The sequence below is a fragment of the Streptomyces sp. NPDC005899 genome (assembly GCF_040629645.1).
In the GTDB taxonomy this organism is placed as follows: Bacteria; Actinomycetota; Actinomycetes; order Streptomycetales; family Streptomycetaceae; genus Streptomyces.
Window position 1 is genome coordinate 1 of the sequence record NZ_JBEXWB010000594.1, and the last position, 2,342, is coordinate 2,342.

General features: G+C 76.7%; 2 protein-coding genes. One reads left to right on the forward strand and one right to left on the reverse strand.

The annotated features are described in order from the left end of the window. Window positions 1-18: 18 nt before the first annotated feature. Window positions 19-903, reverse strand: a complete 885-nt coding sequence (locus ABZ371_RS31820) for a LysR family transcriptional regulator (protein WP_358686240.1) — start codon at window positions 901-903, stop codon at window positions 19-21. Between the two features lie 325 nt (window positions 904-1,228). Here ABZ371_RS31820 and ABZ371_RS31825 point away from each other — a divergent pair. Further along, the coding region (locus ABZ371_RS31825) for a TDT family transporter (protein WP_358686243.1) at window positions 1,229-2,342 on the forward strand (1,114 nt) is incomplete at its 3' end.

Here is a 2,342-nt window from a genome sequence, read left to right on the forward strand (position 1 = left end):
CCGCGCCCGGACGCTCCGTCAGCCGCGGGCCGGGCCGGCCGGGTGGGCGGTCAGGGAGAGCAGGTCGCGGGCCGGCCCGGCGGGACGGTGCCCGGCCGGCCACACGGCGCGCAGCTGGCGCCTGAGCCGGACGCCCTCGACCGGGACCTTGACCAGGCGGCGGGCGGAGAGCTCCTCGCCGAGGGCGAGTTCGCTCAGCACGCAGGGGCCCGCACCGCTCTCCGCCGCCCCCTTGACGGCGGTGGTCGAGGACAGTTCGAGCAGGGGGCTGGCCAGCCCGCCGTGCACGGCGAGGGCGGCGTCCAGGACCTGGCGCGTGCCCGAGCCGTGCTCCCGCAGGATCAGCGGCGTGGCGGCGAGCTCCCCCGGCATGAGGCGGTTCCTGCGGCGGGCCCACGGGTGGGAGGGGGCGACCACGACGACGAGCCGGTCGTGCGCGATCACGGTGCCGTCCAGCCCTTCCGGTATCGACAGTCCCTCGACGAAGCCCAGGTCCGCCTCACCGGCCAGCAGCCGCAGCGCCACCGCCGCCGAGTTGCCCGCGAGCAGCGAGACGGCTGTGCCGGGGCGCTCGGCCCTCAGCGCGATCAGCCAGCCGGGCAGCAGGTACTCGGCGATGGTCATGCTCGCGGCGACCCGCAGCCGGGAGTCCCGGCGGTCCCGCAGCGCCTGTGCGCCCGCGTCGAAGGCCTCCGCCGCCTCGACCACCCGGCGGGCCCAGTCGGTGACCAGGGCCCCGGCGTCGGTCAGCCGGGAGCCGCGCGGGGAACGGTCCAGCAGCGCGACCCCGAGCTGCCGCTCCATCGACCGGATGCGGCTGGAGGCGGCGGGCTGGGTGATGCCGGTGGCCCGCGCCGCCCGGCCGAGGCTCCCGTGCCGGGCGACGGCGAGCAGCAGCACCATGGCCCCCAGGTCGGGGACCCGTTGCGGAAGCCGCGCCTGCCCACTGCCGCCGTCTACGTCCGTCCCGGAGTGGATCCCGCCGGCCGGTGCGGGTCCGTACCGGTCACCGGGGGGCGGCACCGGGACGGAGTCTGGCGGGGAGCTGGGCATAAAGCCAGCTTATGCCCTCATAGGCGAGAGGTCCGTGGCGGACGGTCCTCCGCCCGCCGAGAATCATGGCATGGCCACCTATTTGCGGACCGGCCCGGACGCGCTCGCGCCGGCTCCCGTCGCACTCACCCTGCCGTCCCTCCGCCATCTCGGCCCCAACTGGTACGCGACGGTCATGGGGACGGCCGTGGTCGCGAGCGCCGGCGCCGCTCTGCCCGTTCACGTACCGGGCCTGCGGAGCGCCTGCGTCGTGGTGTGGATCCTGTCCGCCGCGCTCCTGGCCGTGCTCCTCGCGGCCCGTGCCGGGCACTGGGCCTTCCACCGGGACCAGGCCCGCGCACACCTCATGGATCCGGCCGTGGCCCCGTTCTACGGCTGCCTGTCCATGGCGTTGCTCGCGGTGGGTGCCGGCACGATGACCGTCGGCCGGGACGTCGTCGGCGACCGGGCGGCCGTCGCGGCGGGCGCCGTGCTCTTCGCGGCGGGCACGGTGAGCGGTCTCGTGGCCGCCGTGGCCGTCCCGTACCTCATGGTCGTACGCCACCGCCCGGCCCCCGGCACCGCGTCGCCGGTCTGGCTGCTGCCCCTGGTCGCCCCGATGGTCTCCGCGGCGGTCGGCCCCCTCCTGGTGCCGGAGCTGCCGCCGGGGCAGGCCCGTGAGGCGCTCCTGCTGGCCTGCTACGCGATGTTCGGACTGTCCCTGCTGGCGGCCCTGGCCGTCCTCCCCCTGATCCTGGGGCGACTGCTCCACCACGGGCCGCTGCCGCTCGCACTGACCCCGGCGCTCTTCCTCGTCCTCGGCCCGCTCGGCCAGTCCACGACCGCCGTCGGCCAGCTGGCAGATGTGGCGCCGCTCGCGATCGGGGCGCCGTACGCCTCCGCGTTCGGGGCGTTCGCCGTGCTGTACGGGGTGCCGGTGACGGGGTTCGCGCTGCTCTGGCTGGCGCTGTCCTGCGCGATGGTCGTACGGGCCGCGCGCCGGGGCATGCCGTTCACGATGACGTGGTGGGGGTTCACCTTCCCGGTCGGCACGTGCGTCACGGGGGCGGCGGGGCTGGCCCGTCACACCGGGTCGACGGCGTTCGGCTGGCTGGCCGTGGCGCTCTACGCCCTGCTGGTGACCGCCTGGGCCGTGGCGGGCACGAGGACACTGCGCGGGGTGATCGGCGGAACGCTGCTCTCCCCGCCCCGGCCTCCGCGTCCGGCGTCCGGCACCGCCGTCCGAGACGCCGGTGCGGCGGCGGGTCCGCGGCACGGGCCGGCGGCCGGCCGTGCGGAGGCGCTCACCG

What these genes read in the sequence shown, in the direction of transcription:
- ABZ371_RS31820 (WP_358686240.1), bottom strand. Translation starts at nt 903, where the DNA reads ATGGTGCTGCTGCTCGCCGTCGCCCGGCACGGGAGCCTCGGCCGGGCG.